The sequence below is a fragment of the Micromonospora sp. CA-269861 genome, from assembly GCF_050948505.1.
In the GTDB taxonomy this organism is placed as follows: Bacteria; Actinomycetota; Actinomycetes; order Mycobacteriales; family Micromonosporaceae; genus Micromonospora.
The window spans coordinates 966,858-993,759 of the sequence record NZ_CP192014.1; the positions used below are offsets into that span (position 1 = coordinate 966,858).

At 72.2% G+C, this 26,902-nt stretch carries 27 protein-coding genes, 1 tRNA gene and 1 pseudogene; 21 read left to right on the top strand and 8 right to left on the bottom strand.

Going from position 1 to position 26,902, the window contains the following annotated elements; genetic code table 11:
* Positions 1–45: 45 nt before the first annotated feature.
* The 13 genes from ACQP0U_RS04510 (at position 46) to ACQP0U_RS04570 (ending at position 11,844) form a co-directional block, all read left to right on the top strand.
* The gene (locus ACQP0U_RS04510; RefSeq protein WP_433316023.1) at positions 46–1,038 is read left to right on the top strand and encodes an ArsR/SmtB family transcription factor; all 993 of its coding nucleotides are present in this window, start codon (positions 46–48) and stop codon (positions 1,036–1,038) included.
* A gap of 70 nt (positions 1,039–1,108) precedes the next feature.
* Entirely contained in the window at positions 1,109–2,050 is a 942-nt protein-coding gene (locus ACQP0U_RS04515; protein WP_433320617.1) for an exopolyphosphatase, read from the top strand.
* A 185-nt stretch (positions 2,051–2,235) separates the two neighbouring features.
* Positions 2,236–2,568 carry a PadR family transcriptional regulator gene (locus ACQP0U_RS04520; RefSeq protein WP_074316865.1) on the top strand — a complete coding sequence of 111 codons (333 nt, stop codon included), beginning with the start codon at positions 2,236–2,238 and terminating at the stop codon, positions 2,566–2,568.
* A complete protein-coding gene (locus tag ACQP0U_RS04525) occupies positions 2,565–3,608 on the top strand; it encodes an HAAS signaling domain-containing protein (protein WP_433316026.1) in 1,044 nt (347 codons plus the stop codon). Before ACQP0U_RS04520 ends, ACQP0U_RS04525 begins: the two co-directional genes overlap by 4 nt.
* Positions 3,609–3,738: 130 nt before the next feature.
* Positions 3,739–4,350: an LppU/SCO3897 family protein gene (locus ACQP0U_RS04530; RefSeq protein WP_433316028.1), complete on the top strand. Its 612-nt coding sequence runs from the start codon at positions 3,739–3,741 to the stop codon at positions 4,348–4,350.
* A gap of 198 nt (positions 4,351–4,548) precedes the next feature.
* Positions 4,549–5,235, top strand: coding sequence for a dienelactone hydrolase family protein (locus ACQP0U_RS04535; protein ID WP_433316030.1), 687 nt, complete (start codon positions 4,549–4,551; stop codon positions 5,233–5,235).
* A 19-nt stretch (positions 5,236–5,254) separates the two neighbouring features.
* The gene (locus ACQP0U_RS04540; RefSeq protein WP_433316031.1) at positions 5,255–5,968 is read left to right on the top strand and encodes a uracil-DNA glycosylase; all 714 of its coding nucleotides are present in this window, start codon (positions 5,255–5,257) and stop codon (positions 5,966–5,968) included.
* Between the two features lie 22 nt (positions 5,969–5,990).
* The gene (locus tag ACQP0U_RS04545; RefSeq protein WP_433316033.1) at positions 5,991–6,776 is read left to right on the top strand and encodes a DUF4129 domain-containing protein; all 786 of its coding nucleotides are present in this window, start codon (positions 5,991–5,993) and stop codon (positions 6,774–6,776) included.
* Complete coding sequence (locus tag ACQP0U_RS04550; protein ID WP_433316035.1) at positions 6,773–7,357, top strand: hypothetical protein; 585 nt, start codon at positions 6,773–6,775, stop codon at positions 7,355–7,357. Before ACQP0U_RS04545 ends, ACQP0U_RS04550 begins: the two co-directional genes overlap by 4 nt.
* A complete protein-coding gene (locus ACQP0U_RS04555; RefSeq protein ID WP_091394243.1) occupies positions 7,357–8,364 on the top strand; it encodes an AAA family ATPase in 1,008 nt (335 codons plus the stop codon). The genes ACQP0U_RS04550 and ACQP0U_RS04555 overlap by 1 nt, the downstream gene beginning before the upstream one ends.
* Positions 8,364–9,794: a DUF58 domain-containing protein gene (locus ACQP0U_RS04560; RefSeq protein WP_433316036.1), complete on the top strand. Its 1,431-nt coding sequence runs from the start codon at positions 8,364–8,366 to the stop codon at positions 9,792–9,794. Before ACQP0U_RS04555 ends, ACQP0U_RS04560 begins: the two co-directional genes overlap by 1 nt.
* Positions 9,795–9,849: 55 nt before the next feature.
* On the top strand, positions 9,850–10,410 hold the full coding sequence (locus tag ACQP0U_RS04565) for a hypothetical protein (RefSeq protein WP_433320620.1): 561 nt from the start codon (positions 9,850–9,852) through the stop codon (positions 10,408–10,410).
* Between the two features lie 102 nt (positions 10,411–10,512).
* Entirely contained in the window at positions 10,513–11,844 is a 1,332-nt protein-coding gene (locus ACQP0U_RS04570; RefSeq protein WP_433316038.1) for an NAD(P)/FAD-dependent oxidoreductase, read from the top strand.
* A 108-nt stretch (positions 11,845–11,952) separates the two neighbouring features.
* On the opposite strand, the gene ACQP0U_RS04575 is transcribed toward ACQP0U_RS04570, so the two are convergent.
* Positions 11,953–13,812: a hypothetical protein gene (locus ACQP0U_RS04575; RefSeq protein ID WP_433316040.1), complete on the bottom strand. Its 1,860-nt coding sequence runs from the start codon at positions 13,810–13,812 to the stop codon at positions 11,953–11,955.
* Positions 13,813–13,913: 101 nt separating this feature from the next.
* Here ACQP0U_RS04575 and ACQP0U_RS04580 point away from each other — a divergent pair.
* The 4 genes from ACQP0U_RS04580 (at position 13,914) to ACQP0U_RS04595 (ending at position 16,179) form a co-directional block, all read left to right on the top strand.
* A tRNA-Leu gene (locus tag ACQP0U_RS04580) sits at positions 13,914–13,994 on the top strand.
* 106 nt (positions 13,995–14,100) lie between these two features.
* Positions 14,101–14,916 carry a Bax inhibitor-1/YccA family protein gene (locus ACQP0U_RS04585; RefSeq protein WP_238679755.1) on the top strand — a complete coding sequence of 272 codons (816 nt, stop codon included), beginning with the start codon at positions 14,101–14,103 and terminating at the stop codon, positions 14,914–14,916.
* Positions 14,917–15,052: 136 nt separating this feature from the next.
* Complete coding sequence (locus ACQP0U_RS04590; protein ID WP_433316042.1) at positions 15,053–15,811, top strand: Bax inhibitor-1/YccA family protein; 759 nt, start codon at positions 15,053–15,055, stop codon at positions 15,809–15,811.
* Between the two features lie 47 nt (positions 15,812–15,858).
* A complete protein-coding gene (locus ACQP0U_RS04595) occupies positions 15,859–16,179 on the top strand; it encodes a hypothetical protein (protein ID WP_433316044.1) in 321 nt (106 codons plus the stop codon).
* A gap of 12 nt (positions 16,180–16,191) precedes the next feature.
* On the opposite strand, the gene ACQP0U_RS04600 is transcribed toward ACQP0U_RS04595, so the two are convergent.
* The 3 genes and pseudogenes from ACQP0U_RS04600 to ACQP0U_RS04610 form a co-directional block, all read right to left on the bottom strand.
* Complete coding sequence (locus ACQP0U_RS04600; protein ID WP_433316046.1) at positions 16,192–17,454, bottom strand: acetyl-CoA C-acetyltransferase; 1,263 nt, start codon at positions 17,452–17,454, stop codon at positions 16,192–16,194.
* A gap of 78 nt (positions 17,455–17,532) precedes the next feature.
* Complete coding sequence (locus tag ACQP0U_RS04605) at positions 17,533–18,345, bottom strand: SGNH/GDSL hydrolase family protein (protein WP_433320623.1); 813 nt, start codon at positions 18,343–18,345, stop codon at positions 17,533–17,535.
* Positions 18,331–19,394: pseudogene (locus tag ACQP0U_RS04610) on the bottom strand (SGNH/GDSL hydrolase family protein); the annotation flags it as partial. The pseudogene ACQP0U_RS04610 and the gene ACQP0U_RS04605, both read right to left, overlap by 15 nt.
* Positions 19,395–19,544: 150 nt before the next feature.
* On the opposite strand from ACQP0U_RS04610, the gene ACQP0U_RS04615 reads away from it, so the two are divergent.
* Both ACQP0U_RS04615 and ACQP0U_RS04620 read left to right on the top strand, forming a co-directional pair.
* The gene (locus ACQP0U_RS04615; RefSeq protein ID WP_091394216.1) at positions 19,545–19,901 is read left to right on the top strand and encodes a YkvA family protein; all 357 of its coding nucleotides are present in this window, start codon (positions 19,545–19,547) and stop codon (positions 19,899–19,901) included.
* Between the two features lie 71 nt (positions 19,902–19,972).
* Positions 19,973–21,343 carry a cystathionine beta-synthase gene (locus ACQP0U_RS04620; RefSeq protein WP_433316048.1) on the top strand — a complete coding sequence of 457 codons (1,371 nt, stop codon included), beginning with the start codon at positions 19,973–19,975 and terminating at the stop codon, positions 21,341–21,343.
* 111 nt (positions 21,344–21,454) lie between these two features.
* Here ACQP0U_RS04620 and ACQP0U_RS04625 read toward each other — a convergent pair whose 3' ends face one another.
* From ACQP0U_RS04625 to ACQP0U_RS04640, 4 genes are all read right to left on the bottom strand, one after another.
* On the bottom strand, positions 21,455–21,964 hold the full coding sequence (locus ACQP0U_RS04625) for an N-acetyltransferase family protein (RefSeq protein ID WP_433316050.1): 510 nt from the start codon (positions 21,962–21,964) through the stop codon (positions 21,455–21,457).
* A complete protein-coding gene (locus tag ACQP0U_RS04630) occupies positions 21,961–22,890 on the bottom strand; it encodes a ribonuclease Z (RefSeq protein WP_433316052.1) in 930 nt (309 codons plus the stop codon). Before ACQP0U_RS04630 ends, ACQP0U_RS04625 begins: the two co-directional genes overlap by 4 nt.
* Before the next feature lie 412 nt (positions 22,891–23,302).
* On the bottom strand, positions 23,303–23,965 hold the full coding sequence (gene msrA / locus ACQP0U_RS04635; RefSeq protein WP_355494430.1) for a peptide-methionine (S)-S-oxide reductase MsrA: 663 nt from the start codon (positions 23,963–23,965) through the stop codon (positions 23,303–23,305).
* Between the two features lie 76 nt (positions 23,966–24,041).
* Complete coding sequence (locus ACQP0U_RS04640; protein WP_433316054.1) at positions 24,042–24,464, bottom strand: HIT family protein; 423 nt, start codon at positions 24,462–24,464, stop codon at positions 24,042–24,044.
* 140 nt (positions 24,465–24,604) lie between these two features.
* On the opposite strand from ACQP0U_RS04640, the gene ACQP0U_RS04645 reads away from it, so the two are divergent.
* Together ACQP0U_RS04645 and ACQP0U_RS04650 are read left to right on the top strand one after the other, a co-directional pair.
* A complete protein-coding gene (locus tag ACQP0U_RS04645) occupies positions 24,605–25,651 on the top strand; it encodes a hypothetical protein (RefSeq protein ID WP_433316055.1) in 1,047 nt (348 codons plus the stop codon).
* A gap of 101 nt (positions 25,652–25,752) precedes the next feature.
* A complete protein-coding gene (locus ACQP0U_RS04650; RefSeq protein WP_433316057.1) occupies positions 25,753–26,895 on the top strand; it encodes a cystathionine gamma-synthase in 1,143 nt (380 codons plus the stop codon).
* Positions 26,896–26,902: the final 7 nt, after the last annotated feature.

The window sequence follows — 26,902 nt, forward strand, 5'->3', positions numbered from 1 at the left end:
GGATCAACCCTTTCGGTCCTGGGCGAAGGCAGGCAGGCTGTTGCCATGCTTCGCCTCCAGCTCGGGTCGGCCGACCTGTGCCGGGTGCGGTTCGCCGATCGGCTCCACCCGGTCGGGATCGCGCTGCTGGCCGGTCAGTGGCTGCGCGATCCCACTGTCGCGGCGATGGCGCCGAAACTGGCCGAGCGGGCGGCGGCGGCCGAGGGCGCGGCTGCCGCCCAGGCTGCCACCGCGATCCTGCGGCACCTGCTGCCCGACCGGGGGCGTCTGCCGGACTTCGTCACTCCCTTCGCCGGCCTCGAGTCGGTGGAGGCCGGTCTGGAGGCGATTCGGGCCACCCCGGCGCGGAGGGTCCGCGCCGAGGTCACCATGGCGTACGCGGACACCCCGACCAGCCCGCTGCGGCGGCGGTTCGCGGCGGCCGACCCGGAGGTGCTGGACCTGTTCGGCGGGGCCGTGCGGACCTGGTTCGGCGCGGTGCTCGAACCGCACTGGGCCGAGCTGGCGTCCGCGTACCGTCAGCAGGTGACGTCTGCCAGCCAGCGGCTGGCGCAGCACGGCCTTTCCACCCTCTTCGCGGGTCTGCACCCGGGGATCCGGTGGCGGGAGCCGGTGCTGGAGGTGCGGACGTGGTGGGACGGCGATCTCCACGGCACCGGGCACGGGCTCATCCTGCTGCCCTCCCCGTTGGCCGGGCCACGCCCCCGGGTGCTTGTCGAGCAGGGTTACCCGATCCTGCTCGTCTATCCGGTGGTCATGTCCGCGAGCGGGGCCTCCGCTGACGACGACTCCCTCGGTCGGCTGCTCGGCGTCACCCGGGCGGTGGTGCTGCGCCGACTGGCGGCGGACGGCGGGTTGACCACCACAGTGCTGTCCCGGGCGGTCGGGATCAGTCTCTCCTCGGCCTCGGAGCACGCCCGCGCGTTGCGGACGGCCGGTCTGGTGGCCAGCGAGCGGGAGGGCGGAGCCGTCCGACATCACCTGACCGCGCTCGGGGCGGGGCTGTTGCGGGGTCCGTCGGTCGACTCCTGCGAGTAGTGGCCCACGGCCCGCCAAGCCGCCGGGCGGCCGCCCGGCCTGCCGTAAGGTTGCTGCCGTGACGACGCGTGTGGCGGCCATCGACTGCGGGACCAACTCGATCCGACTGCTGGTCGCTGACCTGCCCGACGCCTCGGCCGGGCCGCAGGCGCCGCTTGTCGACCTGACCCGGCGGATGGAGATCGTCCGGCTGGGTCAGGGCGTGGACCGCACCGGCCGACTGGCGCCGGAGGCGATCGAACGGACCCGGGTGGCGTTGGCGTCGTACGCCGCCGACATCGAGAAGCTGGGTGCGCAGCAGGTGCGGATGTGCGCCACCTCGGCCTCCCGGGACGCCGCGAACGCCGCCGACTTCACCGAGATGGTGCAGGCCACCCTCGGTGTCGCGCCGGAGGTGGTCAGCGGCGACGAGGAGGCCCGACTGTCGTTCACCGGCGCGGTGCGCGGGCTGCCCGCCGACGCGGAGGAGCCGTTCCTGGTCGTCGACATCGGTGGTGGTTCCACCGAGTTCGTGGTCGGCGACCGGGCCGCCGGGGTGCGCGCGGCGATCTCGGTGGACATCGGCTGCGTCCGGATGACCGAGCGGCATCTGCCCGGCGACCCGCCTTCGCCCGAGCAGGTCGCCGCAGCACAGGCCGACATCGCGGCAGTCGTGGACCGGGCGCTCGCCGCGGTGCCCGGTCGCGAGGCGGCCACCCTGGTCGGCCTCGCCGGGTCGGTCACCACCGTGGTCGCCCTCGCGCGGGGCCTGCGGGAGTACGACCCGGAGCGCATCCACCACGCCCGGGTGTCGTACGAGGAGGTCGCCCGGGTGACCGCGGAGCTGCTGGGTCAGACCCGTGCGCAGCGGTTGGCGAACCCGGTGATGCACCCGGGCCGGGCCGACGTGATCGGCGCGGGCGCGCTGGTGCTTCGCGTGATCATGGAACGGGCCGGGATGCCGTCGGTGGTCGCGTCGGAGCACGACATCCTCGACGGCATCGCCTGGAGCATCCAGCCAGCCACGCGCTAACCCTGCCGCACGCCTAGATCGTGCTCGATCATGGCAATAGTGGCATCGTCCAGCGCCGAGGCCACTACATCCTGGATCGAGCACGATCAAGTGGTGTCCGTCCCGCGCCCCGCGCCCCGCGCCCGCCCGGCCTGTTGCGGCGTGTTCGTTGACGCTACTGCGCATTACGCACTAGTGTGCAATGCGTGGACACCACACAGTTGCTGAAGGGCGTGCTCGATCTGGCCGTCCTGGCCGTGCTCCGAGAGGAGGACGGTTACGGTTACGACATCCTGCGCCGGCTGCGCGAGGCCGGCCTGGAGGAGGTCGGTGACGCCTCGGTCTACGGGACGCTGCGCCGCCTCTTCGCCGCCGGCCTGCTTACCACCTACGTCGTGCCGAGCGAATCCGGGCCGCACCGTAAGTACTACTCACTCAACGCCGCGGGACGTGACCAGCTGACCCGCTCCGGCAAGCTCTGGCGCTCGTTCGCCACCACAATGGACAGTCTGCTCGACGATCGGGGGATGGCGGCATGACCGTCGCGGAGCAGGAGATCACCGACTACGTGGCGCGGGTCCGGGCCGCTCTGGCCGACCTGCCGCCCGGGCAGCGCGACGAGCTGATCGAGGATCTGGCCGACCACCTCACCGAGGTCGCCGCCGAGTCCGAGGGCACCCTGGTCGAGCGGTTGGGTGAGCCCGAGACGTACGCCGCCGAGCTGCGCGCCGCGGCCGGCGCCGCGCCGGGCGGCGGGCGCAACCTCGACCAGCGGGTGGCGAGCGCGATGGCCCGGGTCCGTGGCCGGCTGCGCGCCATGGACGTTCGTCTCGGCCCACCCCTGGGGTACGCGACGGCCAGCGACTTCCTTCAGTTGCTGCGCCCCGGCTGGTGGGTGCTCCGGGGCTACCTGGCGGCGATGCTGGTCACGGTGATCAGCACCGGCGGCAGCTTCGGGTTGCTGCCGAGGTTCGGTGGTGAGCTGCTGGCCGGCATGATCATGCTGGTCGGCTTCGTGCTCGCCTCCATCTGGATCGGCCGCCGCTCCGGGCGGTTGACCCGCTGGCCGCGCTCGGCGGTGCAGGTCGGCAGCGTGGTGCTTGTGATCTTCGCGTTCGCCGCTCTGATGCAGGCCGAGGACCGGATGCGCTACGGCGACTACGGCTACGACCAGACCTCGGTCGACAGCCAGTACGACCGGGTCCGGGACGTCTTCGTCTACGACAGCGAGGGCCGCCTGGTGGAGAACGCCCGGCTCTTCGACCAGGACGGGAATCCGATCCGGCTCGGCTACCCGGACTGCTCGGAAGACGCCTATGGCAGGCCGATGCTGCGGGCGTACCCGTACTGCCCGGAGCAGGCGCCCTTCGTGCCCCGCGCACCGGGCGCACCCCTTGTGCCCGCGTCGCCGACCAGCACGCCGGAACCGACCGGCGCACCCGACCCGACCGGCGCACCCGACCCGACCGGCGCACCCGACCCGACCGGCGCACCCGACCCGAGCGGCACGCCGCTGCCGACCGGTACGGCCACCGGCGCGCCGCCGAGCGAAACGCCAACTCCCACCCCGACCGGCTGAATCACGGTGTGAACTGGATCATGCGGGTGAAGCTGGGAAATAGCTGAACGGACGAGGCGAGCGGGACGGCACCGGAAATCAATGATCGTTACGGTGTCGTCTGCTCATCAACCCCTCGGAAGGAACCCCCGTGCCAGAGCAGGTCGCACCGCCCCCCGCGCCCGACGCCGCAACCCCTGAGCCGGCCGTCGAGACGCCGCAAGCGGCAGCGCCGCAGCCTCCCGCGCAGCCGCAGCAGCCGTCGGCCGAGCAGCAGCCGGCCGCCGAGACGCCGTCGCCGGCCGAGCCGCAGCCCCCGGCCGAGACGCAGCCGGCCGCCGAGACGCCGTCGCCGGCCGAGCCGAAGGCGGAGAAGTCCGGTGGAAAGAAGGCCCTGGGCATCGTCGGTGCAATCCTCGCCGTCGTCGTCATCGCCGGCCTGAAGTTCGGCGTCGCCTCGGCGATCGGCAACTACTTCAACAAGGACGAGACCGCGGACGCCAAGACCGGCGACTGCATCGCCGAGCTGCCCGAGGTCACCGGCAGCGAGCAGGAGGAGGTCGACGGCGCCAAGGTCGTCGAGTGCACCTCCACCGACGCCGCGTACAACGTGGTCGGTCGGGTGGACGGCCAGAGCGAGGCTCAGGCCAAGGCCGACACCACCTGCACCCAGTTCTTCAAGGAGGGCGAGGAGGGGTACATCTTCTCCAGCATCGAGCCGGGCAAGACGGGCTACGTGCTCTGCCTGACCAAGAAGGTCTGACCGGAGCGGTAGATCGGCATCGACGGCGGCGGGGGCAACCCCGCCGCCGTCGGCGTACCCGGAGTCACCGGTGGGCGAACAGGAGGTGAATGCCACTGTTCCGGCGTCTTCCCGACGGCCGCGTGGCGTGGCAGGCTACCGGCACGTAGGACCACTGGGCGACCAGCCAACGATGACTGACCGCTAGGAGGACGGCCCATGGGCGAAATGGTGAGCTACCGCAGCAACGGGGGCACGAGCGAGGGGTATCTCGCGATACCCGCCAGCGGCATGGCCAGCCCCGCCGTCATCGTCATCCAGGAGTGGTGGGGCCTTGTCCCGCACATCCGGTCGGTGGCGGACCGGTTCGCCGAGGCCGGTTTCGTCGCCCTCGCCCCGGACTTCTACCACGGTGAGACGACAAGCGAGCCGGACGAGGCGCAGCGGCTCCTGCTGGCCATGCGGATGGACGAGGCGGCGAAGGACATCGCCGGCGCTGCCGACTATCTCGCCGGGCGGCCCGAGGTCACCGGTAAGGTCGGTGCCGTGGGCTTCTGCGCCGGTGGCAGCCTGGCCCTCTGGTCGGCCACCATCTCCGAGCGGATCGTCGCCACCGCCGGTTTCTATCCCGTGCTGCCGTGGGAGTCGATGCGCCCCGACTGGGCCGACTACGCCGGCAAGGCAGCCGTCATCCACTGCTCCGAAGAGGACGGCACCTCGGCCAACGAGGGCGTACAGACCGCTCGGCGGGCCATCGAGGAGGCCGGCGGTGACTGCCACCTCTACGACTACCCGGGCACCTCGCACGCCTTCTTCAACGACGACCGGCCGGAGGCGTTCGACCAGCGCGCCGCCGCCAGCGCCTGGGCCCGCACCCTGGAACTCTTCCGGGCCAAGCTTGGCTGAGACGCGTACCCCCGAACAGGTGGTCGCCCGCGCAGCGCGGGCGACCGACCTGGCCGACCTCGACGCGGCGGTGAGCGACTGTTTTGCCTGCCCACGGCTGGTCGAATGGCGGGAGGAGGTCGCCCGCACCCGCCGGGCCGCTTTCCGCGACCAGGAGTACTGGGGTCGGCCGGTGCCGGGTTTCGGCACCGGAGACGCGCGCATCGCCATCCTCGGTCTGGCGCCCGCCGCACACGGTGGCAACCGCACCGGCCGGATCTTCACCGGCGACCGGTCGGGTGACGTGCTGTTCGCCGCGCTGCACCGGGCCGGGCTGGCCAACCAGCCGACAAGCGTCGCCGCCGAGGACGGGCTCACCCTGCGGGACCTGCGGGTCTTCGCGGCCGTCAGGTGTGCGCCCCCGGACAACAAGCCGACCCCGCTGGAACGGGACACCTGCGCACCCTGGCTGCACCGCGAGGTCACGCTGATCCGGCCCACGCTGCGGGTCGTGGTCGCGCTGGGCGCGTTCGCCTGGGCCGCGTGGTGGCCGGTGCTCCGTGCGGTGTACGGGCAGCGCCCGCCCAGCCCGCGACCGGCGTTCGGTCATGGGGCACACTGGTCCGGCACGAACGCTCCGGACTTGCTGGGCTGCTACCACGTCAGTCAGCAGAACACCTTCACCGGGCGGTTGACACCAGGGATGTTGGACGACGTCTTCGGCCAGGCTAAGCAGCTGGCCGGAGTGGACTGAGACGACGCGTGGGGTGGTGGCGATGACAGACGGAACACGCCCGCCCACGCCGTCACCGACCGACGAGCCGGGCGTGCTGCGCCCCGTACTCGGCCTGCTGCGCCGGTGGTGGCCGGTCGGCGCCGTCGCCGTCCTGCTCGCCGGTGCCGCGCTGGCGTCCGCCCACTCGTCGATCGGGGCCAGTCGGATCCCGCCGGCGGCGGACAACGTCCCCTGGGTTCCCGAGTACCCGACCGTCGAGCCGTCACCGTCCATCCCGATCGAGCCACGCGACGCCGGCGAGGCCACCCAGGCGCACATCCCACAGTGGGTCGGCACTGTCGCGGTGGTCCTGCTCGGGCTCGCCATCCTCGCCGCGCTCGGCTACCTCAGCTGGATCCTGATCCGGGGCGCGCTGCGCCGCACCACCCGGGCACTACCCGCGCAACGGGCCCGCCGTACCGCCGAGGGCACCGCTCGCGAGGTGGTCGCCGCCCTCGACGCCGGCCTGGTGGAGCTCGACGACCGGGACACCGACCCCCGGGTGGCGGTGATCGCCTGCTGGGTGCGCCTGGAGGAGACCGCCGCCGCGGCCGGGGTGCCGAGGCTCGCCGGGGACACCCCCACCGACCTGGTCAGCCGGCTGTTGCAGGGCGACCCGGCGGCGGGCGTGCCGGCCATCGTCAGCACCGACGTGCTTGCCGAGTTCGCGCACGTCTACCGGGAGGCTCGGTACGCCACCCACCCGGTCGGCGAACGCACCCGGGATCAGGCCCGCGCCGCGCTGGGCCGGCTGCGCGGAGAACTCACCGCGGTGGTGGCCGCATGAGCAGCACCAGCATCGACGATCTGCTCGCGTTCGAGGAGGAGGCGGCGCCGGCCGGTCCGCAGCAGCGCGACTCCCGGTGGCGTCCGGTGCTGCGCTCGCTCGCGTGGGCTGCCGCGCTGGTCGCGGTCCTGCTCGTCGGCCTCCGCGCGGTGGGTCTCCAGGTCTCGCTTCCCGTTCTGATCGCCGGGGTGCTCGCCGTGCTGGCGGTGCGCCGGGTCACCGCCCTGCTCGCGCCGCCGCCCCCGCCTCCCGGCGGTGGTCGGGTCGGCACGGGCGAAGAGGACGGCAGCTACAACTGGGGTGCCCGGGACGCGCTGCGTAGCGCGATCAACAGGTGGGAATGGCCCCTGGACTGGTCCGCCACCCGACCCGAACGGTTCACCGGAACGGTCCTGCCCCGGATCGGTGAGCTGGCCGACGAGCGGATGCGTCTGAAACACGGCGTCACCCGTGAGTCGGATCCCGCGCGCGCCCGCGTCCTGCTGGGCGAACGCCTGTGGACGTTCCTGGAGACCCCGCCTCGCCGCACCCCGTCGCCGCGCGACCTCGCGGTGATCGTCGCCGAACTGGAGAGCATCTGATGAACGACGTGGACCGGAGCATTGCCCCCGCCGAGGTCGGGCACCTGGCTCGGGCGGTCCTGGACGCGGTCGGCACCGTCGTGGTCGGGAAACGGGACGCGTTGGAGCTGGTCCTCGCCGGCATCCTCGCGGGCGGGCACGTGCTCCTGGAGGACCTGCCGGGGCTCGGTAAGACGCTCACCGCCCGCTCGTTCGCCCAGGCCCTCGGTCTGGACTTCCGTCGGTTGCAGTTCACCCCCGACCTGCTCCCCGCCGACGTCACCGGCTCGTTCCTGTACGACCAGCGCAACGGCGACTTCACCTTCCGGGCCGGCCCGGTCTTCACCAACCTGCTCCTCGCCGACGAGATCAACCGGACGCCGCCGAAGACGCAGTCCGCGCTGCTGGAGGCGATGCAGGAGAAGCAGGTCTCGGTGGAGGGTGTGACCTACAAGCTGGACGAGCCGTTCCACGTGCTGGCCACCGCCAACCCCATCGAGTACGAGGGCACCTATCCGCTGCCGGAGGCGCAGCTGGACCGGTTCCTGCTGCGGGTGTCGTTCGGTTACCCGCAGCACGAAGAGGAGTGGGAGGTGCTGCGCCGTCGGATGAGCCGTCGCCGGGAGGAGGCGGACATCAAGGCGGTGGTCGACGCGGCGACTCTGCGGGCCATGCAGGCTGCCCTGGAGGACGTGGTGGTGGAGGACTCCATCGGCCGCTACATCGTGTCGCTCACGGCGGCCACCCGGGAGCACCCGTCGGTGCTGGTCGGCGCTTCACCGCGCGGTTCGCTGGCGCTGTTGCTGCTGGCCCGGGTCCGCGCGGTGTTCGGCGGACGCGACTACGTGGTGCCGGAGGACGTCAAGTCGGTGGCGGCTCCCGCCCTGGCGCACCGGATCACCCTGCGCCCGGAGATGTGGTTGCGCCGGGTCGACCCGGCGTTCGTGGTGGGCGAGGTGCTGGAGGCGACTCCCGCCCCGGCCAGTGGCGCGCTGCCCAGCTACGCCGCCGGCGGGCCCCGGCACTGATGACCGGACCGACAGTGCCGAGGGCCACCGAAGCGGAACCGGCTGCCGGCTGGGCGCCCACCCCGGCGCTCGGCCGCGCGGTGCTGCTCGCCGGCCTGTTGCTGGTGGCCGGCGTGCTGCTGGGTCGGGTGGACCTGATCGTGCTCGCCGCCCCGTTCGCGCTGGGCACCGCGTACGCGTTGCGTCGACGGCCCACGGCGCTGCCACAGGTGTGGATCACCCAGGATGACGGCGGGCCGTTGGTCGAGGGCGGTGACGTGGCGGCGGCGGTGAGCGTCGGCAACCCGGACACGGTCGACTACGACCTGGTGGTGATGCGTTCCCGCGTGTCGCCGTGGCTGCGGATCGACCGGGCCGGCTTCGCCGGCGAGGAGGCCGTCGGCGACGGGGCACCGAGCGCCGTCCCGGCGACCGGTGCGCCAGCTCCGGGCCGTTCCGCCGCGGACCGGCCGTTCGTGACCTCGGTGCCGATCGGCGAGGCGGTGGACCTGGAGTTGGCCGGCAGGGCCCTGCGCTGGGGCCGGCACCCGATCGGCCCCGCCGGTGCCCGGGTCGCCACCGCCGGCGGTCTGCTGGTCTCGCGGGCGGTGATCACCGAGCCGGTCCGGGTGCGGGTGTACCCGCGTACCGAGCCGTTCGAGGCGGTCGAGGCGATGCCCCGCGCGGCCGGGCTGGTCGGGGCGCACCACTCCCGCCGACCCGGGGAGGGCGGCGAGTTGGCCGGCGTACGCGTCTTCGCCCCGGGGGACCGGCTGCGCCGGATCGACTGGCGGGTCTCGTTGCGGGCCCGGCAGTTGCACGTCGCCGCCACCCTCTCCGACCGCGACGCGGAGGTGGTGGTGCTGCTCGACGTGCTCGCCGAGGCGGGCCGCTCCGGTGGGGTGGACGGCGCGGCCTCGGTGCTGGACACCACAGTCCGGGCCACCGCCGCGATCGCCGAGCACTACCTGCACCGTGGCGACCGGGTCTCGCTGCTGGAGTACGGGCCGGCGGCCCGCCGGCTCCGGCCGGCCGCCGGGCGGCGGCAGTACCTGACAGTCCTGGAGTGGCTGCTCGACGTCCGGGTCCACGCGTCCGCGCACGAGCCGTACGACCAGGTCTTCGGCCCGCAGTTGCTCTCCTCGGACGCGTTGGTGGTGGTGCTCACCCCGCTGCTGGACGAACGGTCGGCGCAGATGCTCGCCCGGTTGGCCCGCGGCGGGCGGTTCGTGGTGGCGGTCGACACGTTGCCGACCGACCTGGCGTCGCCGAAGGACCGGGGTTGGGCCGAGGTGGCGTACGGGTTGTGGCGCCTGGATCGGGAGATCATGATCGGGCAGCTCCGGGAGCACGGCGTACCTGTGGTGCGCTGGGCCGGCGCCGGCAGCCTGGATCAGGTGCTGCGGGATGTGGCCAGGTTGGCCACGGCCCCAAGGGTGGGTGGCCGGTGAGCGCGAGGAGTGCGCTTGCGAGCCCCGCAGTCGCGAACGAGGGCAGGCGCAGATGATCAACGCTGTCGGCGGGCGGGTTCGCGCGGCCCAGAACGCCGTCGCCCGCATCAGCGCGGCCCCGCTGCTGGTCCGGGCCGGGATCTTCGTTATCGGTTTCGCCGGGTTCGTCCTGGCGTTCCCCGCCGAGGTGCTTTCCGGCCGGCCGATCCTCTTCCTGGCGGTGGCCGCCCTGTTGCCCGCGATCGGGCCGCGTCGGGTCTGGGCGACCTTCACGGCGTTGGTCACGGTCGGCGGGTGGCTGCTCGCCACTGACGGGTACGGCCGTCCGGTCGCCCTTTGGCGGCTGCTCGCCGTCGCGGCCCTGCTCTACCTGGGTCACACCCTCTGCGCGCTGGCCGCGCTGTTGCCGTACGACGCGGTGGTGGATCCCGAGCTGATCACGCGCTGGTTGGTGCGGTCAGCCGCCGTGCTGTTGGGTGCCGCCGTGCTCGGCGTGCTGTTGTTGCAGGCGGCGGGGACGGGTGGTGAGGGCGGATACCAGTGGGTGACCGTGCTGGGGCTGCTGGTGGCGGTGGGGACGGCAGCGTTGCTGGGCTGGCTGCTGCGGCGTCGGTGACCGCTGTGAATTGAGGGTTACGCAGGTCACATGGGTTGTGCTCCGTCACAGATGGGGGCCGCGAGCGGGATTACCTGAGCCGGCCGGGGAAAGATAGACAACGTGAATCCGAAGCGGATCCTTGTGGTTGGTGCCGGGCACGTCGGTCTGTACGCCGCCCTGCGCCTGTCGAAGAAGCTCAGCTCCCGTGAGGCTGAGGTCATGGTGGTGGACCCCCAACCCCACATGACCTATCAGCCGTTCCTGCCCGAGGCAGCGGCGGGCAACATCTCCCCGCGGCACTCCGTGGTGCCGCTGCGGCGGGAGTTGCGCCGGTGCAAGATGGTGGCCGGCACGGTCACGCGGATCGAGCACGACCGCAAGGTGGCCACCGTGCAGCCGATCAGCGGCCCGGCCCGGGAGATCACCTACGACCACGTGATCGTGGCCCCGGGTTCGGTCTCCCGCACCCTGCCGATCCCCGGCCTGCACGAGCAGGGCATCGGGTTCAAGACCATCGGCGAGGCGATCTACCTGCGCAACCACGTGCTGGACCGGCTCGACGTGGCGGCTGCCACGCCGGATCCGGACGTCCGCCGTTCGGCGCTGACCTTCACCTTCGTCGGCGGTGGGTACGCCGGCATCGAGGCGCTCGCCGAGATGGAGGACATGGCTCGCGACGCCCTGCGCTACTACCCGGAGCTCAAGCAGGACGAGGTCCGCTGGGTGCTGGTCGAGGCCACCCAGCGGGTGCTGCCCGAGGTCGACCGGGACATGGGTGCCTACACCGTGCAGCAGTTGCTGAAGCGGAACATGGACATCCGGCTGGACACCCGGCTCGAGTCCTGCGTCGACGGGGTGGTCAAGCTCTCCGACGGCGACAGCTTCCGCTCCGACACGATCGTCTGGACGGCAGGTGTGAAGCCGTCGCCGATGCTGGACGCGACCGACTTCCCGCGCGACGACCGTCGCCGGATCACCTGCCTGCCGACGCTCCAGGTGGTGAACGGTGACCAGGTGGTCGAGGGTGCCTGGGCCGCCGGTGACTGCGCCGCCGTGCCGGACCTGACCAAGGAGCCGGGCAACTTCTGCTCGCCGAGCGCTCAGCACGCGGTGCGCCAGGCCGCCCGGATGGCCGACAACATCACGGCCGTGATCCGGGGCCGCGAGCCGGTGAACTACAAGCACAAGCACGTCGGCAGCGTGGCGAGCCTCGGCCTGCACAAGGGCGTGGCCCAGGTGTACGGCATCAAGATGACCGGCTGGCCGGCGTGGGTGATGCACCGGACGTACCACATGAGCCGGATCCCGTCGTTCAACCGCAAGGTCCGCGTGGTGGTGGACTGGTCGTTGGCGTTCTTCCTCAAGCGTGAGGTGGTCGCCCTGGGCCAGTTGCACGACCCGCGCGAGGAGTTCGTCGAGGCCTCCCAGCCGATCGGCGCGCCCCGCGTCTGACCCCAGACCCACCAACCCCGTCGATCTCGCACTTTCGGACGTCGTGATGTGCCTTCTGGCACGTCTTGTCCGAGCAGTAAGTGCAGGATCGGCGGGGTTTCTGGCGGTCTAGACCCGCCAGGTCCAGGCGTCGGCGATTCGGGTGGCGGGGCCGTAGAGCTGCTCCAGGGTCGCCCGCAGGGCCTCCGAGTGCGGGGCGTCGTCGGTGAGCGCCACGCAGGAGGCGCCCCAGAAGTCCGCGTCACGGGCGGCCTGGCGGCGCTGCTCATCGCCGATGGCCGGTTGGTCGCCGCGCTTGGCGACATCTGCCAGCAGTGCGGAGGTGGGCTGCTTGAAGGTGCCCATCGCCGCGGTGCCTCCCCGTCCGTACGGGCCGATGAAGAAGCCTTCCGGGAGCCCGAAACCGGCGTCGGCGGCGGTCGCCCAGCGCATCGGCCAGGGCTCCTTCGGGGTGGGCAGCGGCACCGGGACCAGCACCCCGCCCGGTGGCACGCACTGCCGCCAGTGGCCGCCGCTGATGAATTCCGGCACGGCCGGGCGTCCGGCGGTCGGCAGGGGGGTCGGGAAGATCGGCAGCAGTGCCACGCCGACGGCCAGGGGCACCAGCCGTCGGGCCCGACCGGAGCTGCGCAGGGCCCGGTCGACAGCGAGCACCAGCAGCGTCGCGACGATCGGCAGCAACGCCAGCGCGAATCGCATCGGCAACGCCCCGTCCACCACCGGCAGCCCTCCGATCAGGGCGTACGGGCCGGGAATCGCCGTCCTGGTGCCGCCGAGCACCACCTCCGGGCCGAGCGAGAGCGCCCCCATCACCAGACCCGCCACGACACAGGCGAAGACCAGCCGGCGTCGCCCGGCCCAGATCGCGCAGACCGCGGCGACCAGCAGCAGTGGCCAGCCGAGGAACGTGTTGTACTCGGCCGGGCCGGTGGTCAGCCGGGCGGATTCGTCGCTGCCGGCCACCGACAGTGGTGAGAGCGTCCACCAACTGCTCAGGTCGGCGGAGAAGTAGGCCGGGGTGAACATCCCGTCGGCGACCCCCTGCGGCCCGGCGAACTGGAACCACAGCGGATAGGCGAGCACCAGCAGGGCGAGCCCGGCGGCGATCGCCAACCCGCCGACGAACCCGGGGAGCGCCCTGCGGGCCAGGTCCCGGTCCGCCACGGCGTAGCTGATCGCCATCACCAGCAGCGTGATCGCGGCGAGGAACAGCACCTCCTCGCCGATGAAGACCTGTGCGGTGACCGCGCCGGCCAGCCCCGCCGCGGAGGTGAACAGTCGCCGACGGTCCGGCCCGGTGGCTCGGGCACGGCCCGTCCCGTCGGGTGCCCCGGGCCCCTGGTCGGACGCCCGCAGCAGCCGGACCACCAGCCAGACGATCACCGGCACCAGCCACTGGGCGGTCATGTGCAGGTGGCTGTTGGTCTGCGAGACCATGCCCGGTCCGAATCCGCACAGCCCACCGCCGAGCGCGGCGGCCACCCGGCGGGCGCGCAGTGTCCTGTGGAACAGCAGGTACCAGGCGAGGGCGGTGCCGGCGAGGTTGGCGGCGGCGAGCAGCGCGAAGGTGACGGGTGCGCCCAGCAGCAGGGTGACCGGCGCGAAGAGGATGCCGAGTGCGATCACCGTGGTGTTGGCCATCAGGTTGACGCCGTCGGGTGCGTTGAGCCGGTCGGTGAGCAGATCGAAGTCGCCGAGCAGCGCGCGGGCGTCCACCGCCAGGAACCATTCGTAGAGGGTCTGGTCCTCCGGGTTGAGCGCCAGGACGCGGCCGCCCGGGTCGGGCCACAGCCCGTGGGTGAGCCAGCCGGCCAGCACCGCGAAGATCAGGGCGGTCAGCAGGTCCGGCCGGTGGCGGCGGACGGCAGCCAGCAGCCGGGTGGCCCGGGTGCGGCGGTTGACCTGATCGGCGAGGCGGAATGCCTGCTCAGGGGCGGCGTCGGGGGCCGTGGGGGCTGCGCTGCTCACGGCATCGACCCTAATGTGGCCAGGCCGGCGGGGTACGCCGGGTCGCCGCAGACCGGCTACGGTGACATTGCATCAGGCGTGTCGGCACGCCGGTGCCACTCGCCCGGGTGGTGGAAAGGCAGACACGGCCGCCTTAAAAGCGGCTGCCGAAAGGCGTGCGGGTTCGACCCCCGCCCCGGGCACCGGTCGACTCACACATTCTCATTCGTGATCTCCAGGACTTGGCTCTGCCGTTTACTCTTGGAGGGCACGTTCACGTGCAAACGACCCCCTGAGGGAGGCCAGACAGTGAAGACCTCGAACCCGGTGCTCGCCCGGCTCGGCCAAGCGGCCGAGCGGGAGCGGTCCGCCGGGTACGCCCCGGCCGGGCCGTACGGACAGCCCGGCATTCCCCAGCAGTACCCGTCCCAGGCCGATTACCCGGCCGCGCCGCCGACCGTGGCGCCCATGACCGTCGACGACGTTGTCGTCAAGACTGTCGCTCTGCTCGGCATCCTCGGCATCACCGCCGCGGCCGCCTGGGTGCTCGTGCCCGACGCGCTGGTCGGTACCGCCTGGATCGGCGCGGCGGTGGTCGGCCTGGTCCTCGGCTTGATCATTTCGTTCTCCCGGATGGCCAACCCGGCGCTCGTGATCGCGTACGCGGTCGTCGAGGGTGTCTTCGTCGGCATGGTCAGCAAGGCGTTCGAGACGGCCTACGACGGCATCGTGCTCCAGGCCGCCGCGGCCAGCTTCGGCATCTTCTTCCTGATGGCGATGCTCTACCGGGCGAAGGTCATCCGGGCCACCCCGGCCTTCGTCAAGGGCATGATCGCGGTGATGGTCGGCCTCTTCGCGGTCATGATGATCAACCTGGTGCTGGCGCTGTTCGGCGTCAACACCGGGCTGCGCGACGGCAGCCCGCTGGCCATCGGCTTCAGCCTGGTCTGCATCGTGGTCGCCTCGCTGAGCTTCGTGCTCAGCTTCAAGGAGATCGAGGACGGCGTCCGGATGGGCCTGCCGCAGCGCTACTCCTGGGTGGCCGCGTTCGGCATCCTGGTCAGCCTGGTCTGGCTCTACATCGAGATCCTGCGCCTGCTGAGCTACTTCCAGGGCGACGACTGACCTCGTCCGCACTGCCGACCGGCGCCCGTCCCCACTGTCGTGGGGGCGGGCGCCGTCGTCCGCGCCGTTTGCCCGCCGCCGCCGGTCCGCCCGGGGCAGAGTGACTGCGAGGGGTACGCGGGCGAAGGAGGCGGCGGTGCGCAGCAACAACCCGGTGCTCAACCGGCTGGACGAGACCGGCCGGGTGGAGGCCCGGGTGCTCGGCGCCCGTGACGTCGAGCCGATGACCGTCGACGACGTGGTGGTCCGTACCGTCGGGTTGCTGCTGGTTACCGGTGCGGCCGCGGCGGTGTCCTGGGCGGTGATCCCCGACGCCGTGTGGTTGGGTGCCGCGTTGGCCGGCAGCGCGCTCGCCTCGATCGCGCTGGTCCTGGTCATCTCCTTGCGGGGGATCACCAACCCGGTGCCGATCGTCGGCTACGCGCTCCTCCAGGGCCTGCTGCTGGGGGTGGCGAGCCGCACCTTTGAGCAGGTCTATCCGGGCATCGTGGTGCAGGCGGTGGCCGGCACCTTCGGCGTCTTCCTCGGCATGGCGGCGCTCTACCGGGCCCGGGTGATCCGGGCGACGCCCCGGCTGGCCCGCCTGGTGATCGGCACCCTGCTCGGCATCGCGGTGCTCAGCGTGGTCAACCTGGTGTCGTACCTGATCACCGGGCGACCGGGCCTGGCGGTCTACAGCGTCAGCGGGGAGGTCGGCTGGCTGCCGTACGCCTTCTCGGTGGTGGCCATCATCGCCGGGGCGTTCAGCTTCATCCTCGACTTCGATCTCGTCGAACGCTCGGTGCGCGACGGTCGAGCCCGTCGGTACGCGTGGCTGAGCGCGTTCGGCCTGCTCACCGGGTTGGTCTTCCTCTACTGGCAGATCCTGCGGCTGCTCAGCTACCTACGCCGCTGACCGGCCCGACCCGGCGCGGGTCGCTGTCGGCCGTAGACTCGGCGGCGATGAGCGCAGCGGAGTTGGACAAGGCCGTGCAGTTGCTGGTCCGTCAGATCGCGCACTGGCAGCAGCCCCGGTGGGCGGCTGTCGCGACCGCCGGCAACATGTCCCGCGCCGACCTGGTGCACCGCCTGGTGCAGGAGATCGCCAACCTGGCCGCCGACGCCGGGGCGGAGCCGCGTCGGGTCGTGCCGCGGCTCGACAACGACCTGGCCCTGCCCGACCAGCTGCGGGTGGTCACGGCGGACCTGCTCGCGGCCGACCCGGGGGCCGAGGAGCTGACCCGGGCCGCCGCCGAGGTGACGGCGACCCGCAGCGCGCTCTGAGGGCGGCTCGGCTCAGTTGAGCCGTTCGAGCACCATGGCCATGCCCTGGCCACCGCCCACGCACATGGTCTCCAGGCCGATGGTCTTGTCGTGCCACTCGAGTGCGTTGAGCAGGGTGCCGGTGATCCGGGCGCCGGTCATGCCGAACGGGTGGCCGACCGCGATGGCCCCACCCATAACGTTCAGCTTCTCCTCCGGGATGCCCAACTGGCGGTAGGAGGGGATGACCTGCGCGGCGAACGCCTCGTTGATCTCGACGAGGTCGACGTCGTCGATGGTCATGCCGGCTCGGCGCAGCGCCTGCCGGGACGCCTCGACCGGCCCGAGGCCCATGATCTCCGGCGACAGCGCGGTCACGCCCGTCGAGACGATCCGGGCCAGCGGGGTGAGCCCGAGCTCCTCGGCCCGCTGGGCGCTCATCACCACGACGGCGGCCGCGCCGTCGTTGAGCGGGCAGCAGTTGCCGGCGGTGATCCGACCGTCCGGGCGGAACACCGGCTTCAGGCCGGCCACCGCGTCGAGTGTGACACCGGCCCGGGGCCCGTCGTCGGTGCTCACCACGGTGCCGTCCGGCGTGGTGACCGGGGTGATCTCCCGGGCCCAGAAGCCGTCGGTGATGGCCTTCTCGGCGAGGTTCTGGCTGCGTACGCCGAACTCGTCCATGTCGGCGCGGGTGACGTCGTACACCTGGGCCAGGTTCTCCGCGGTCTGCCCCATGGTCAGGTAGATGTCGGGCAGCTCATCGGCCTCGCGCGGGTCGGTCCACACCTCCGCGCCGCCCTGCGCGCGGCCCTTCGAGCGCTCGCGGGCCGACCCGAAGCGCGGGTTCTCCCAGCCGCCGCCGACCACTGCCTGCGCCTCGGGGGGCAGCCCGTCGGAGCTGCCCCGGGCGTAGCGGGAGACCATCTCCACGCCTGCGGAGACGAACACGTCGCCCTCACCGGCCCGGATCGCGTGCATCGCCATCCGCGTGGTCTGCAACGAGGAGGCGCAGTAGCGGGTCAGCGTGGCGCCGGGGACAGTGTCCAGACCGAGGAGGGTGGACACCACCCGGGCCATGTTGAAGCCCTGCTCGCCGCCGGGCAGGCCGCACCCGAGGTAGAGGTCGTCGATCGTGGTCGGATCGAGCGCGGGGATCTTGTCCAGTGCGGCCTGGACGATTGTCGCGGCGAGGTCGTCGGAGCGGACGTCGCGCAGGGACCCCTTGTGCGCCCGGCCGATGGGGGAGCGGGCGGTGGCGACGATGACGGCGTCGCGGGACGACTCAATCGGCATGGACCAACGTTAACCCGCTAGTAACATGGCGCGGAAGAAGCCGGCGCGGCGGGAAATGTCACCCTGGCCGGCGACGATCTAGCGCCGGGTCGTGGCCGCCGCCGCGGCGACAATCGCCGGCAGCAGCGCGTGCGCCCACACCCGGTAGCCGTCGGCGGAGGGGTGGAAGCCGTCCTGGCAGAGCGTCCCCGCGTCGGCCCGGAACACCGGCCCGGTCTCGGTGGCCAGGTCGACCACCGAGCCGCCCGCCTCCAGCACGGCGGTGGTCTGCGCGCGGGCCACCCGACGCCCGGACCAGCCGACCACCTGACGCAGCGGGGGCGCGATGGCACGCACCGCGCCGAGATCGGGGCAGGTGCCCACCACCACCTCGACGCGCGCCTCACGCAGCCGGTGCACCGCCGCACCGAGATAGGCCGCCGCGTCGGAGGGTCGGCGCAGCCCGGTGGCGTCGTTCGCGCCGATCAGGATCAACGCCACGTCGGGCCGCTCACCGAGCAGGGCGCGGGCCACCTGGGTGGCGAGGTCCGTCGACCGGGACCCGGAGACGCCGACGCTGGACAGGTGCACCCGGCGGCCGGTCGGGCCCTCGGCGAGCAGGTTCGCCAACTGCCCGCCGATGGTGTCCTCCAGACGGTCGACACCCACGCCCAGCGCCGACGAGTCGCCGAGCAGCACGAGTCGCAGCGGAGGAGCGCCCGCCCGGCCGATCGTGGCGCGCAGGGCCAGGCCCAGCTCCGGTTGGGCGTAGCGTCGGTGCCGGGCGACGAACGCCTCACCGGCGAGGACGGCGGCGCCCCCGACGGTGCCGGCGAGCAGCGAGAACGCCGCCGCCCGACCCAGTCGGCCGGCCAGGCCGGAGGTCACGCTCCGCGCGCTGCGCTCGTTCATGCCAGTCCCTCCACTGTCGAGGTGTCCGAGGCGGACCCGTGCTGCGGCACCGCGCCGACACCGAAGAACGCCCGTCGGCGCAGCTGCGCCCACCGGCCGGCCGGCCCTCGGTCGCGGCCCCGGACCTGGACGCCGCTGACCTCCGTGCCGGCGTGTCGGGCCGCCTCCTGCGCGGCCTTCGGCAGCGACCGTACGCCGTCGCGACGCGTCGGTGTGGCCCGTCGTTCCGGGGTCGCGCCGAGGGCGGAGAGCATCGTCGGCAGGAGCGCCGCGGCGGCCATCGCGTACCCCTCGGCGGAGGGATGGAACCGGTCCCAGGCGAACATCCGGGTCGGCTCGGCCGCGAACCGGGGGCCGAGCAGGTCACCGAGGGAGACTGTCCAACCGCCCGCCTCGACCACGGCCACCGTCTGGGCGGCGGCGAGCTGGCGGCTCCAGCGGTGCGCCAGCCAGCGCAGAGGTGGCTGGATCGGGCGGATCGCGCCCAGGTCGGGGCAGGTGCCGACGACCACCTCGCACCCCGCGTCACGCAGGGTGTGCACCGCCTCGACCAGGTAGCGCACCGCCAGGCCGCGCGGCGTGCGGTTGGTGATGTCGTTGCCGCCGATGAGGATCACCGCGATGTCGGGTCGGCACTCCAGCGCAGCCTCCACCTGGTGGCGTAGCGCCGCCGAGATGGCGCCGACCACCGCGAAGCGGTGCAGCCGCACCGGCCGGTGCAGTCGGCGGGACAGGCCGGTGGCGAGCAGCGCCCCGGGCGTCTCCCGACGGCGGTGCACCCCGTAGCCGGCCGCCGACGAGTCACCGAGCACGACCATGGTGAGCGCCGGACCGGGGAATTTCGCGCCGTACATCCCGTCGCAGCGGGGTGGCGGCGCCTCGGCCATTGGGATGGTCCGGCGGGCCTGGCGGGCCTGGCCGACAAGCACCCCACCGGTCGCCACCGCGGCCGCCGCGGTGGCGCCTGTCCCGATGGCTGCCAGCCGGACGAAACGCCGGGCCTGCCGCCAGCGCTCACTACCGGGTACGACGGAATGTGCCACCCCCATACCGCGACATTATCGCGCTGCCCCGACACACCGCTGTCGTCGTGACGGCACCCGGGTGCCTGGAAACCGACGCGACGGGGTACCTGGGTTCCAGAGGCCGGCCGACTTGCGCCGACCCGCCACGCTGATCCGGCGGAGAGGAGCGCGACGATGGGTAAGACACTGAAGCGCAGCGCGGCGTTCACGGCCCTGGCGCGGGCACTGGCGGCCGGGGCGCGCAACGGGCCGTCGATCGGCACGCGGTTGGCCGCGCTGCCCCGGATGATCCGAGCCACCACCAAGGGGGAGTACGACGGCGGCCTCCGGCTGGCCCTGATGACCGCGGCGACGGCGTACATCGTCTCGCCGATCGACCTGCTCCCGGAGATCCCGCTGGCGATCTTCGGACTGGCCGACGACGCGGTCATGATCACGTGGTTGGCCGGCAGCGTGCTCGCCGAGACCGATCGCTTCCTGGAGTGGGAGGCCCGTCGTAGCTCGGTCATCCCCGGGGGGCTGGTGCCCTGACGACACGTACGCTGGGCGACGAGGAAACGTCTTCCGGTCGCCACCGACGGCGCCGCAACGAAGGGCACACCGTGCAGTACTACGACAACGTCGTCGACATGATCGGAAACACCCCGCTGGTGCGGCTGCGTAACGTCACCAAGGGCATCCAGGCCACCGTGCTGGCCAAGGTGGAGTACGTCAACCCGGGCGGTTCGGTGAAGGACCGGATCGCGCTGCGGATGGTGGAGGACGCCGAGGCCGCCGGCCTGCTCAAGCCCGGCGGCACCATCGTCGAGCCGACGAGCGGCAACACCGGCGTCGGGCTGGCCCTGGTGGCCCAGCTCAAGGGTTACCGGTGTGTCTTCGTCTGCCCCGACAAGGTCAGCCAGGACAAGCAGGACGTGCTCCGGGCGTACGGCGCCGAGGTGGTGGTCTGCCCGACCGCCGTCGCGCCGGAGGACCCGCGCTCGTACTACAACGTCTCCGACCGGCTGACCCGGGAGATCCCCGGCGCCTGGAAGCCCAACCAGTACAGCAACCCGGCCAACCCGCGCTCGCACTACGAGACCACCGGCCCGGAGCTGTGGAAGCAGACCGACGGCGAGCTCACCCACTTCGTGGCAGGCGTCGGCACCGGCGGCACCATCTCCGGCATCGGCCGGTACCTGAAGGAGGCCTCCGAGGGCCGGGTGCGGGTCGTCGGGGCCGACCCGGAGGGCTCGGTCTATTCCGGCGGCACCGGCCGGCCGTACCTGGTGGAGGGCGTCGGCGAGGACTTCTGGCCGGAGACGTACGACAGGGGTGTCGCCGACGAGATCGTCGAGGTCTCCGACAAGGCGTCCTTCGAGATGACCCGGCGACTCGCCCGCGAGGAGGGTCTGCTGGTCGGCGGCTCCTGCGGCATGGCGGTGGTCGCCGCCCTGGAGGTCGCCCGTCGGGCCGGCCCGGACGACGTGGTGGTGGTACTGCTGCCCGACGGCGGCCGAGGCTACCTCTCCAAGATCTTCAACGACTCGTGGATGGCCCGGTACGGCTTCCTGGACAACTCCGGTGCCGAGCCGACGGTGGCCGACGCGCTGGCCAGCAAGCCGGGCGGGCTGCCCGAGCTGGTGCACGTGCACCCGACCGAGACCGTCCGCGACGCCATCGACTACATGCGCGAGTACGGCGTCTCGCAGCTGCCGGTGCTCAAGGCCGAGCCGCCCGTGGTGACCGGTGAGGTCGCCGGCTCGATCGCCGAGCGGGACCTGCTCGACGCGCTGTTCACCGGTCAGGCCCACCTGCACGACACGATCGAGCGGCACATGGGCGACCCGCTGCCGATGATCGGTGGTGGTCAGCCGGTGAGCGAGGCGGTGGGCCTGCTGGAGAAGTCCGACGCCGCCCTGGTCCTGGTCGACGGCAAGCCCAAGGGCGTCCTCACCCGCCAGGACCTCCTGTCCCACCTGGGCGCCCACTAACCCACTGCCCAACCCCCAGCCCCGCCGATCTTGCACTTACTGTTGGGCAAATGTCGCTTTCGCGGGCAAAAGTCGGCACAGAAAGTGCAAGATCGGCGGGGCTGGGCGGGACTAGAGGGGGCGGGTGTAGCGGAGTTGGGGCGTGAGGGCCGTGCCGATGTGCTCCTCGCGTTCGGCGCCCGTGGGGGTCCAGCCGCCGCGCTCGTAGAAGGAACGGGCGTGGGCGTTGTCCCGGAGCACCCAGAGCGCGGCACGCCGCCAGCCCCGCGCCCGCATCGCGTCCATCGCGTCCACCATCAGGGTGCGGCCGACGCCGCGACCCTGCTCGGTCGGCTCGAGGTGGATCGCGTTGAGCAGCCCGGTGGCCGGGTCGTCCTCGTCGTCCGGGCCCAGGTGACTGAACCCGACCAACGCCCCGGCCCGCTCGGCCACTGTCATCCGGTGGGTGTCCCGCTCCCACTGCCACCGCTCGACCCAGTACCGACCCATCGCCTCCGGTGTCGGGTCGGCCAGCGCCTCGGTCGGCACGAAGGCGGAGTACGCGGCGACCCGGGAGCGCTGGTGCAGCGCACCCACCGCCATCAGGTCGCCTTCGGTCGCGGGGCGGAGCGTGACGGTCATCCGGACGAGGCTACCCGGCGCGGCGGAAGCTGCACCGTGGTCAGATCCTCCGCGATGATCAGATCGCCGTCGAAGTGCGCGCGTGCCTCGTCGTGGAACCGGCGCGGGTCGGGGTAGCGCTGGGAGAAGTGGGTGAGCACGAGTCGGCGTACCCCGGACTCGGTCGCCACCCGGGCGGCCTGCGCCGCGGTCAGGTGGCCGACCTCGGCGGCGAGCGCGGCCTCCGACTCCAGGAACGTCGACTCGATGACCAGCAGGTCGGCGTGCTCGGCGAGGGCGTACACCCCGTCGCAGAGGCCGGTGTCCATCACGAACGCGAACCGCTGCCCCGGCCGGGGCACGCTCACCTCGGCCCGGGTGACGCGGCGTCCGTCGAGGTCCAGGTGCCCGACGCGGATCAGCTCGCCGACGGCCGGCCCGGCGATGCCGTACGCGGCCAGCTTCTCCGGCAGCATCCGGTGCCCGTCCGGCTCGACCAGGCGGTAGCCGTACGTCTCGATGGGGTGCCGGAGCCGGCGTGCCTCCAGCGTGCCGCAGCGTAGGGCGATCCGCTGCCCGTCGGCCTCGATGGGCTCGACCCGCAGCTCGGCGGTCTCGTAGAAGGAGGTGGCGTACCGCAGCCTGGCGAAGTATTCGGCCCCGCCGGCGGGGAAGTGCATGGCGACCGGGTGCGCCACCCGGTCCAGGGAGAGCCGCTGGATGGTGCCGGGAAGGCCGAGGCAGTGGTCGCCGTGAAAGTGGGTGACGCAGATCCGGGTCAGGTCGGTGGCCGTGACCGTGGTGTGCAGGAGTTGACGCTGGCTGCCCTCGCCCGGGTCGAAGAGGATGACCTCGTCGTCCCAGCGCAGCACGTACCCGTTGTGGTTGCGCTGACGGGTCGGCGCCTGGCTGGCCGTCCCCAGCACCACCAGCTCGCGCATGGACATCGCCACTCCCGCGGATATGGAGCGACCCCCGGGGCGCTCCGCGCATGTGCGCGGGCCGGCTGGACTTGGCCGGCACCCCGGGGGTCGGGTGGCTGTCGTGGATTCGCCGCACCGCTGCCACACGGTCTCGACGATGGTGCTTTTGCCCGCCTCGCGGCGGGCCGATCACTGTCGAGGACAGCGGCTAGCTGACAGCCACCTCACGAGTCCGATTGCTATACAAGTCTGGACCACCTCCTTTCACGTGTACGGCCACGTTATCGAGTTCTCGTCGGGCTCGGCAACGGATTTCGATCACAGGGCCGGACGGGAATGCCCGGCCACCTTCTGAGGTGGCGAAGGTCGGGTCGGGGTCGTGCAGCACTTCGGGGCGCGGCGGTCGCCGCGCCCCGAAGGTGGTGGTACGTCGTGGTCAGCCGCCGACTCGGGCCACGCCGACCGGGCAGCTCAGCCCGTTCGGGCCGTGGTTGCAGTACCCGTTCGGGTTCTTGGTCGGGGCCAGGTACTGCTGGTGGTAATCCTCGGCGAAGTAGTAGCTGCCGAGCGGGGCGATCTCAGTGGTGATCTCACCCTTGCCGGCCCGCGTCACGATCGGCTGGAACGCGTCCCGGGACGACTCCGCGATGGTCCGCTGCTCGTCGGTCGTCGTGTAGATCGCCGAGCGGTACTGGGTGCCCACGTCGTTGCCCTGGCGCATGCCCTGGGTCGGGTCGTGGTTCTCCCAGAAGACCTTCAGCAGGTCCTCGTAATTGATCTTGCTGGGGTCGTACACCACCTGGACGACCTCGGCGTGCCCGGTCCGGCCGGAGCACGTCTCCTCGTACGTCGGGTTCTTGGTGATGCCACCCGCGTAGCCGGCGGAGGTGGTGTAGACGCCGGGCAGCGTCCAGAAGAGCCGCTCGGCGCCCCAGAAACAGCCCATGCCGAAGACCGCGACCTGCAGGCCCTCCGGGAACGGGCCCTGCAACGGGGTGCCCAGCACCTCGTGGCGGTCGGCGACCGGCATGGCGATCGGGCGGCCCGGAAGGGCCTGGTCGGGCGAGACCATATCGGCGTTCATACGGCGCAGAAACACGGTGGGGATCTCCTCTCGTACCACTCCCAGCGTGTAACACCGGAGGGTCTGGCTTCCTTACCCGCGTGACGGTGAGTCAGGCCCCACCGGGCAGCGCCGTCGCGACCCGGTCCGCGTACGCCTGGGCCTCGGCGTCGTCGTCGTACCGCGTCCGCGGCCAGAAGAAACCACGCAACCCGTCGCCCTTGGTACGCGGGACCACGTGGGTGTGCAGGTGAGGCACTGATTGGGACACCTTGTTGTTCATCGCCACGAACGTCCCACCGGCGCCGAGAGCGGTCTCCACCGCCACCGCCAGCCGCTGGACCATGGCGAAGTAGCTGGGCAGCAGGTCGGCGGGCAACTCGGCCAGGGTCACCAGGTGCACCCGGGGCACCACGAGCACGTGCCCCTTGAACACCGGCCGGGTGTCCAGGAACGCCACTCCGTCCGGGGTGTCGGCCACCCGGAACGCCGGCACCTCGCCCGTCACGATCCCGCAGAACACGCAACCGCTCATCGGGCCAGGCTATGCCGGCGACCTCGCGGGTCGCGGCGCCCCCCCACGCGCGAACCGGTTGTGATACTCATCTACGTGAATGGATCGGCACGGACGACCCGGCCATCGGCGTGCGCGCCGATGCTCCGAAAGGACGAACTTTGCAGATCAGAAGAGGCTTCACCCTGACGCTGGCGGCGCTGACCGCGGGGCTGCTCACCGGCGTGGTCCCGGGCCACGCCCAGGCGGCCGCCGCGCAGACCGCCACCCCGCTGCCGCTGAGCACGGCGGCCGACGTGGTGTCGGCAGGTGACCGGGTCTTCGTCAGCGGTGGCAGCTCCGCCACCGACGTCGTGGTGACAAGCGCGGCAGGCGCGGTGGTCGGCACGCTGTCGGGCCTGCCCGGCCCCACCGACCTGCTGCTCAGCGCCGACCGGCGGACGCTCTACGTGGCGCTGCCCACCGCCAACGCCATCGCCGCCTTCGACACCGGCTCGTTGATCGAGTCGGCCCGGTACGACACCGGCGTGGGCGAGTGCCCGTCGTCGCTGGCGTTGACCGGCCGGTACCTGTGGTTCGGCTACGGCTGCGACCAGTGGGGCGGCAACATCGGCCGGATCGACCTGGGACGCCAGCCGGCCCGGCTCAGCACCGGCGTGGTCAGCGAGGACTTCTACGACGCTCCGCTGCTGACCGCCGCCGCCCAGAACCGGGCGGTGCTGCTCGCCGGGCAGCCGGGGTTGAGCCCGGCGTCGGTGTACGCCTACGGGATCGGCACCGCGGGAGCGCTGACGATCCTGCGGACCAACCAGTTCTCGGTCGTCGGCAGCAACCTGCGCGACATCGCCCTCGACCCGACCGGCACCACCCTCTACACGGCCGCCGGTTCCCCGCCGCTGGTGCAGGCGTTCCCGTTCGCCGACATCACCACCCCCACCGCGACGTACGCCACCGGCCCGTACCCGCGCGCCGTCGAGCTGTCGCGTCTCGGCACCCGGATCGCCGCCGGCGCCGACGCCGCCTACGACCCGGACGTCTTCGTGTTCGCGGCGGACGGCACCGAACAGGCCCGCTACGAGTTGGGCGATGAGCTCAGCGCCGGCGGGCTGGCCTGGGCGCCGAACGAAGCCCGGGTCTACGCGGTCACCTCGGACTGGACCGGAGCCCGTCCGGCGACCCTGCACGTCCTGCCCGTTCCGGCCGCCTGACCGGCCCCCGTGGGGGCGAGGGCCGGGCCGGTCGGTCCGGCCCTCGCCCGGGAGCGTGGGTTCCGTACCAGCCCTCGGGACGGGGCACTAGCCTCACCAGAATGAGTCACGGCTTCGAGACGCTCGCCATCCACGCCGGTCAGGACCCTGAGGCCCGCACCGGCGCGGTGATCCCACCGATCTACCAGACCAGCACGTACGCGCAGGACGCCGTCGGCGCGCCTCGCCTCGGCTACGAGTACAGCCGCTCCGGCAACCCGACCCGTGACGCGCTCCAGGAGTGCCTCGCGGCGCTGGAGGGCGGGCCGGTGGGGCTCGCCTTCGCCAGCGGCCTAGCGGCGGAGGACACCCTGCTGCGGGCCGTGTGCCAGCCCGGCGACCACGTGGTGATCCCGGACGACGCGTACGGCGGCACGTACCGGCTCTTCGCCCGGGTCGCCCAGCGCTGGGGCCTGGAGTTCAGCCCGGCCAGGGTCTCCGACCCGGCCGCCGTCCGGGCGGCCGTGCAGCCCGGCCGCACGAAGATCATCTGGATCGAGACGCCGACCAACCCGCTGCTCGGCATCGCCGACATCGCCGCCCTCGCCGCCGTGGCCCACGACGCGGGCGCCCTGCTGGTGGTGGACAACACCTTCGCCTCGCCGTACCTCCAGCAGCCGATCGCCTACGGCGCGGACGTGGTGGTGCACTCCACCACCAAGTACATCGGTGGGCACTCCGACGTCGTCGGTGGCGCGCTCGTCGTCGCCGACGCCGGGCTCGGCGAGGAGTTGCGCTACCACCAGAACGCGATGGGCGCGATCAACGGCCCGTTCGACGCCTGGCTCACCCTGCGGGGCATCAAGACCCTCGGGGTACGGATGGACCGGCACTGCGACAACGCCGAGCGGCTCGCCGCGTACCTCGACGGGCACGCCAAGGTCGCCGAGGTGCTCTATCCGGGGCTGCCCTCGCACCCCGGTCACGAGGTGGCCGCCAAGCAGATGCGCCGGTTCGGCGGCATGATCTCGTTCCGCGCCGCAGGCGGTGAGGACCACGCAGTGGACATCTGCAACCGGGCCAAGCTCTTCGTGCTCGCCGAGTCGCTGGGCGGCGTCGAATCCCTGATCGAGCACCCGGGTCGGATGACACACGCAAGTGCTGCCGGCTCGCCGCTTGAAGTTCCCGGCGATCTCGTGCGACTGTCTGTCGGCATCGAGACGGTCGACGACCTACTCGCCGATCTGGAGCAGGCGCTGGGCTGACCGCTGG

What these genes read in the sequence shown, in the direction of transcription:
- ACQP0U_RS04510 (WP_433316023.1), top strand. Translation starts at nt 46, where the DNA reads ATGCTTCGCCTCCAGCTCGGGTCGGCCGACCTGTGCCGGGTGCGGTTC.
- ACQP0U_RS04525 (WP_433316026.1), top strand. Translation starts at nt 2,565, where the DNA reads ATGACCGTCGCGGAGCAGGAGATCACCGACTACGTGGCGCGGGTCCGG.
- ACQP0U_RS04535 (WP_433316030.1), top strand. Translation starts at nt 4,549, where the DNA reads ATGGGCGAAATGGTGAGCTACCGCAGCAACGGGGGCACGAGCGAGGGG.
- ACQP0U_RS04545 (WP_433316033.1), top strand. Translation starts at nt 5,991, where the DNA reads ATGACAGACGGAACACGCCCGCCCACGCCGTCACCGACCGACGAGCCG.
- ACQP0U_RS04550 (WP_433316035.1), top strand. Translation starts at nt 6,773, where the DNA reads ATGAGCAGCACCAGCATCGACGATCTGCTCGCGTTCGAGGAGGAGGCG.
- ACQP0U_RS04555 (WP_091394243.1), top strand. Translation starts at nt 7,357, where the DNA reads ATGAACGACGTGGACCGGAGCATTGCCCCCGCCGAGGTCGGGCACCTG.
- ACQP0U_RS04560 (WP_433316036.1), top strand. Translation starts at nt 8,364, where the DNA reads ATGACCGGACCGACAGTGCCGAGGGCCACCGAAGCGGAACCGGCTGCC.
- ACQP0U_RS04595 (WP_433316044.1), top strand. Translation starts at nt 15,859, where the DNA reads ATGAGCGCAGCGGAGTTGGACAAGGCCGTGCAGTTGCTGGTCCGTCAG.
- ACQP0U_RS04600 (WP_433316046.1), bottom strand. Translation starts at nt 17,454, where the DNA reads ATGCCGATTGAGTCGTCCCGCGACGCCGTCATCGTCGCCACCGCCCGC.
- ACQP0U_RS04605 (WP_433320623.1), bottom strand. Translation starts at nt 18,345, where the DNA reads ATGAACGAGCGCAGCGCGCGGAGCGTGACCTCCGGCCTGGCCGGCCGA.
- ACQP0U_RS04615 (WP_091394216.1), top strand. Translation starts at nt 19,545, where the DNA reads ATGGGTAAGACACTGAAGCGCAGCGCGGCGTTCACGGCCCTGGCGCGG.
- ACQP0U_RS04625 (WP_433316050.1), bottom strand. Translation starts at nt 21,964, where the DNA reads ATGACCGTCACGCTCCGCCCCGCGACCGAAGGCGACCTGATGGCGGTG.
- ACQP0U_RS04630 (WP_433316052.1), bottom strand. Translation starts at nt 22,890, where the DNA reads ATGTCCATGCGCGAGCTGGTGGTGCTGGGGACGGCCAGCCAGGCGCCG.
- ACQP0U_RS04640 (WP_433316054.1), bottom strand. Translation starts at nt 24,464, where the DNA reads ATGAGCGGTTGCGTGTTCTGCGGGATCGTGACGGGCGAGGTGCCGGCG.
- ACQP0U_RS04650 (WP_433316057.1), top strand. Translation starts at nt 25,753, where the DNA reads ATGAGTCACGGCTTCGAGACGCTCGCCATCCACGCCGGTCAGGACCCT.